At 24.2% G+C, this 6,103-nt stretch carries 7 protein-coding genes; 6 read left to right on the top strand and 1 reads right to left on the bottom strand.

The features are described 5' to 3' along the window. On the bottom strand, positions 1–251 hold a 251-nt coding region (locus Q0J90_RS01605), incomplete at its 3' end, for a BspA family leucine-rich repeat surface protein (protein WP_297276243.1). A gap of 923 nt (positions 252–1,174) precedes the next feature. Here Q0J90_RS01605 and Q0J90_RS01600 point away from each other — a divergent pair. From Q0J90_RS01600 to Q0J90_RS01575, 6 genes are all read left to right on the top strand, one after another. Then, entirely contained in the window at positions 1,175–1,579 is a 405-nt protein-coding gene (locus Q0J90_RS01600) for a hypothetical protein (protein ID WP_297276242.1), read from the top strand. Positions 1,580–1,671: 92 nt separating this feature from the next. Further along, a complete protein-coding gene (locus Q0J90_RS01595; RefSeq protein ID WP_297276241.1) occupies positions 1,672–2,106 on the top strand; it encodes a hypothetical protein in 435 nt (144 codons plus the stop codon). 20 nt (positions 2,107–2,126) lie between these two features. Continuing rightward, a complete protein-coding gene (locus Q0J90_RS01590; RefSeq protein WP_297276240.1) occupies positions 2,127–3,293 on the top strand; it encodes an ankyrin repeat domain-containing protein in 1,167 nt (388 codons plus the stop codon). A gap of 15 nt (positions 3,294–3,308) precedes the next feature. After that, a complete protein-coding gene (locus Q0J90_RS01585; protein WP_297276244.1) occupies positions 3,309–4,082 on the top strand; it encodes an ankyrin repeat domain-containing protein in 774 nt (257 codons plus the stop codon). Between the two features lie 88 nt (positions 4,083–4,170). Then, positions 4,171–4,425: a hypothetical protein gene (locus Q0J90_RS01580; protein WP_041177196.1), complete on the top strand. Its 255-nt coding sequence runs from the start codon at positions 4,171–4,173 to the stop codon at positions 4,423–4,425. A 13-nt stretch (positions 4,426–4,438) separates the two neighbouring features. Beyond that, positions 4,439–5,626, top strand: a complete 1,188-nt coding sequence (locus tag Q0J90_RS01575) for a PD-(D/E)XK nuclease family protein (protein WP_297276239.1) — start codon at positions 4,439–4,441, stop codon at positions 5,624–5,626. Positions 5,627–6,103: the final 477 nt, after the last annotated feature.

Raw genomic sequence — 6,103 nt, 5'->3', positions numbered from 1 at the left:
TCTTCTACATTAGATACATTCCAGTTATTTATATTATGATTAAATTTACGGGCAAAAGAAAACATTGAGTTCATACTTACAACATTTGAAGTATCCCAAGTTTCTATACCTGAAAAATCTTCTCTTTTACTTCCTGAAAATAATCCGCTCATATCTTTAATAAGGCTTGTATCTATATCGCCTAAATAAATGCTTTCATCTTGTACTATTTCGTATAATTCTTTTAAAATTTCTGGTTTGTATTTATGCATATATTTATCCGTAATTTTTATTTTAATAGTATAATATATTTATTTAAAAATTTCTATTAACTGAATATATATTGATTTTTTAACTATTTTAACGCACGCTTAATTAAACTTTATAAATAATTAAAATGTATATTTAAAATTAATCTAAATTATTAATTTTGCTCTGCGTGCGTAAATGATACAACAAATTAAAAAAACTAGGGTGGGTATTATAATCACAGTATAAAACAAAAAAGAAAAGTAACACAAAAATGACAAATGAGATTGAAAAATATAAAAGGGACAAATGTAATTAAATTTTAAAACTTTAATTACATACCCCTCCCTTTAATATTTATAGTTTATTTTGAAATTCTAATTTAAATTTATTTTTTAATTAAATTATAAAATATATCACCCGCCCAAGTTTTTATTAGATATTGAATTTTATTAACGCACGATTAGTCTATTATTTTTATATTATAAAAAAGTAGTAATAAAATTTTATTTATATTTTTAATTAATTTACCGTGCGGAAGATGATTTTAAAAACGCTTGAAAGCCTTTTATATGATGGAGAATAAAAAGTATAGAAACAAACTTCTTTTCTAGACGCTTCAATTCCTTGTTATTGGATGGGATAATAAAGTCTTATATAGGACTAATATTGTAAACGCTTCAAAGCCTATTATATGAGAGAGGAAATAAAAGTCTTATAATGGACTGATTTTAAAAACGCTTCAAACCTCAGTAGTATTAATTTTAATAGTAAATCTAATTTCTGTAAAAAAGTGTAAATTTATATTGCTTTAAATTTAAAATATTATATAGTATAATAAATTTATAAATACATTTAAATTTAAATTTAAATGTATTAAAGCATTTAAATTATTCTGGTTTGTAATAATGTTTTTTATAAAAAATTAATTAAAGGAGTTTCATTTATGAACAAAAAACTATTAACAATCTTTTTGAGTCTATTTTTAGTAGGCATCTTATCAGTAAGCTGTTCTAATAATGACAAAACAGGTTCTTCAGGTATAGAACAGTATAACGGTAATACTTATGTATCAGAAGCTACGGGAGATGGTAGTTATATATGGATATCAATAAAAAATGGTAAAGTTGGTATTATGGGAAATAAGAGCAATACATCAGAACCTTCTTATCTAGGATATATGAATGTAACAGGTTCAGGTACTGATTATAAATTTTGGTCTGACGATCGTTCTACAGAAGGTACTTTAAAATTTACTTCTGATGGTTCTTCTGTAACAGGTACATTTACAAAAAATGAAACTGCACCTGGAACAGTAGGACAACCTGTTGTATGTAATAAAAAACAATAATCAATCATATTTTTAGTTAAATGGCTTTGCTTGAATTTTTTGAGTGAAGCCTTTAGTTCTTATTTTGAATTATATTTAATTAGGAGCAAAAAATGAAATTAAAAATATTCTTATTAGCTTTATTATCAATATTAGTATTTATATCCTGCGAAAGCAAAGAGGAAGGGTGGTATAAAAATGTAAGTTATAAATTCTATACTAATGGTAATGAATCGCTGCTCTTTGTAGGAGATAAAGTCTTAGTAGGAGATGAAGAAACTGTAATAAATCCTCTAGCCTCAATTCTAACATTATTAACTACTTCTGCAAGTGAAATAAAGAGTAAAAATGAGGCTGTTTATACTATGGATTTCTTTGTTTCAAAATCATATTTTAATTTCAAATTAAATGGTAATACTCTTAATTGTTCTATAGAAGGAGAGGAAGTAGAAAACTATTACTACAATGATGAATTAACTAAAAAATATTATACAAATATAGTAGAAATAAAAAAATGGTGGGAAGAATACAGTTCTACTAATGAGTAATTATTAAATGGAGCAGATTTATGAAATTATTCAAATTATTTATTTTATTTTCAGTATTTAATTTATCCTATCTATACTGTGAGGATAGGCTCAATTATCAATTATACGAAGCATGCAAATCTGGAGATATTAAAAAGGTTAGAGAGTTAATTAAAAAAGGTGTTAATGTTAATGAAAAAAGCGATTTTATTCAGGATACTGCTTTATTGATTGCAAGCCATAAAGGATATTTTGATATAGTTAAACTTCTTATAGAAAATGGTGCTGATGTTAATCTTAATACTCCAATAAGAGATGCTATTATGAACGGGCATTATGATATAGTAAAATTATTAATAGAAAATAAGGCAGAGTATTCAAATAATTTATTTAAGATAAGTTATATTGATAATTATGCAAATAGATTTGTTACTGAATCTTTAACTTCCTTAGAAATAGCATCAAGATATGAACATAGAGATATTGCAAAATTACTTATCAATAATAATGCTGATTATAAAAATAATGATTGGTATGCTGTTAAACTTATAATATCAAAAAATTATGATGATGTTTTTAAAACTCTTTTAGATAAAGGCATAAACATTAATTATCAATACAGCAATTATAATAATCATAGTCTATTAATGTATGCTGTAGATAAAAATTCTACAAATATAATAAAACAAATATTAGATAAAAAACCAAATTTAAAAATTACAAATAACAGCAGAAAAACAGCTATTATGCTTGCTATGGATCAGTCATACAGTAAAGATATTATGAATATATTTTTTAATAGCTATGTATTTGATAAATATAAAACTTTAGTATCATCATATACCAATAATATTAATAATTCTGTAATAGAAGAAATAAATAATATGGTAACTAATCAAAAACTATATTTAGGAAGAGATACTAGTTTTGAAAGTAAAAATGGAAATACTAAAAGTTTTGAAAAAGGAACTTATCTTCTAAGTTTATGTACTGCATTAGAGTATTATGATGTAGCTCAGCAATTAATTGATATAGGATATTTAGATATTGATAAGAATTTTAATAATACATATCCTCTTTTATATGCTATTAATGATAATGATTTAGAAGGAGTTAAGTTTCTTATTAAAAATAATGCTCATATATATAACACTGTGAATAATGATTATGGGTATTATGAAAATACAACATTAATGTATGCTATATAAAAAGGCAATAAAGATATAGTTGAAGCTCTTTTATCAAAAAAAATATCTTTAAATGAAAATGATGGTAAAGAATTATATTTAGCAGTAAAAGACAATAAATTAGAAATAGCTAAGCTTCTCATTGAAAATAAGGCAGATGTAAATACAAGATATGATAATAAAACATATTTAATGATTGCAGCAGAAAATAATAATAAAGAAATGGCAGAACTCCTTATTTCTAAAAAAGCGGATATTAATACTAAAGTTTATGATAATAAAACAGCTTTGCATTATGCATTTGATAATAATAATTTTGAAATGTATGATTATTTAAAAAGTAAAGGTGCCATTGAAACAGAAGATTTAAAAATAAAAATGCAGGAATTAAAAAAATTAGAGGAAGAAAGACAAAGATTAATTTATGAAGCAGATAGAAGAGCATTAATAGAAAAAAATATGAATAGTATAAATATAGCAAAAGGCTTCAATATTTTCGGAATAATAACAATGGTTGGAGGAGCTTTAACTGCCGCTAGTCCATTTGTATTAAATGCAGTAAACGGACAGCCTAATAATTTTGATTTTTTTGATTTCAGCAAAACTGATAAAACAAGCAAGCTAAATAGAACACTGTTTTTTACAGGTATAGGTTTATTTACAGCTGGAGCATTAACTTCTATTATTTCATCAGTTTATAAAAGCAATTTAGAGAGAAAAATATATTATTCCTTTACTCCTATTATAAATCAAAATCAAAACGGAATATTAGATTATGGATATATATTTAGTTTTAATTATAAATTATAGTTTTTTTATATTTAAATGAAATTATGACAGTTTTTGTCGCTATAATAATATATAATTAAATCATAATTGATATTAAAGGAGGCTTTTTATGGCTCAAAATTTTTACTGTGAATACTGCGGTGCTAAATATTCTTCAATAGCTTCACTAACTAGCGGTTATTGTCTAAAGCATCCAAATGGACCTAACAAAGGAAAGCATAAACTTTATGAAGGCGGTGAAAAGTCAGAATATTTCTGCAAGTATTGCGGTGCTAAAAACAAATCTTTACAGTCGTTAGTAAATGGTTATTGTCTTAAACATCCTAATGGCCCTAACAAAGGAAAGCATTCGCCTGCTTTATAATTGAGGTGGATTAATGAATTATACAATTGAAGATTTAAAAAATACTTGGCAATTTCCATTTAACAGATCTAAAGAAATTATAAAAGATATTTTTTCTATTATACCAAAATATGCCAATAATAATATGCTTGAAAAATATCGTGATTATATCAAGAAAAATACTTTTAATGAAGATTATCCTTTTAATATATTTGAACTTATTTCTGATACATATTACAAAGAAAATTTTCATTCTGATATAATAGCAAAACTTTTAGAGCATGAAACGGTATTAAAATATTTTCTTGATTTTATAGATGTTGATACTTCTAAATATTTAAATAATGATTATTCAGTTGTAAGAGAAGAAAATAAAGTTGATATTTTAATTAAAACTGACACAAACTGCATAATCATAGAAAACAAACTTAGATGGGCTAAAGATATGAATGAACAATTATCAAGATATTATAATAATTGCCTAAAAAAGAATTTAGAAGTTGATAAAATAGTATATTTATCTCCTGATACATTAAAACAGCCTACATCTCAGTCTATAAAAGATATACCAAAAGAAAAAATCAAAATCATATATGGATATGATGGAGAAGATGAAGATTTTTATACTAAAGTAATAGAAAATAGTTTAAATGATTTTATAAAAAATAATGAAGCTAAAGAATGGATATTATTAGCAGAACATTATTTAAAAATATTAAGAGAAACAGGAGTAACTAAAATGGATAAATTAACACAAGATTTTTATAAAGAAATAATAAATAATACAGATGAATACGAAAAAATAAAATTAATAGCTGATATGTATAATAATTTGATTGTAACTCGTATCAATAACTTGGTTTCAAGATTTAAAGGTGATAATTATAAAGACGAATGTTTTTACAGAGATTTTGAAAGTAAGAAAAGAGGGCTTAATTATGCTATAGATATATATGTAGATAATGATTATTATTGGTTCAATTTATTTTCAAGGGGTGAAGATACAGGAGATGATCCAAAACTAATAAAAGAATGGGAGAAAGATAATAAAGATATAGAGGCTTGGCTTAAAAAACATAATTTATTTGATGATACTTTTTATTTTGACGACAGATGGGTAAAGGAATTTCAATTTCCGCAGCAGGAAAAAGAATTATACGACTTTACCGAAAAAGTTATAGAACTTCTAGAAAAAGACGTTGAAAGTATATGCAGTAAGTAAGATTTATATATTTTATCGCACGGTAAACAAAACTAAATAATAAAATTAAATGCTATTTTATTTAAATCTATAAAATCATAAAAGATTAATCTTGCGTTGAATAAGTTGTAAAGTTAATAAGAATTTGTGCGGGGGCTTTATTTTCTAATTTAATTAAAAAAGAAATTGAAGTTAATATTTTTTAAATAAGCAATATATACCTAAACAACTATATTTTGTCAAAAATAAAACTATAGTTTCTTTTTAATATATGGGGCTTTGCCCCATACCCCAGTTCTTTTATTGGTATAAAAGAACCAAAACAACTGCATTTTTAACCTAAAATTAGGGTATTACACCATATTTGATATATATTCTTAAAATATAAAGTTCTAGCAATTGCGTTTTTTGCAACTTTTTTGTGCGGCAAAAAAGTTGATAATTCTACATAAAGTGTATTGATTGACAAACTCAAAAATTTTCAGTATATATTAAAGG

The sequence above is a fragment of the uncultured Brachyspira sp. genome, from assembly GCF_944390595.1.
GTDB lineage: Bacteria > Spirochaetota > Brachyspiria > Brachyspirales > Brachyspiraceae > Brachyspira.
This window is presented reverse-complemented; position numbering and strand designations above follow the sequence as displayed.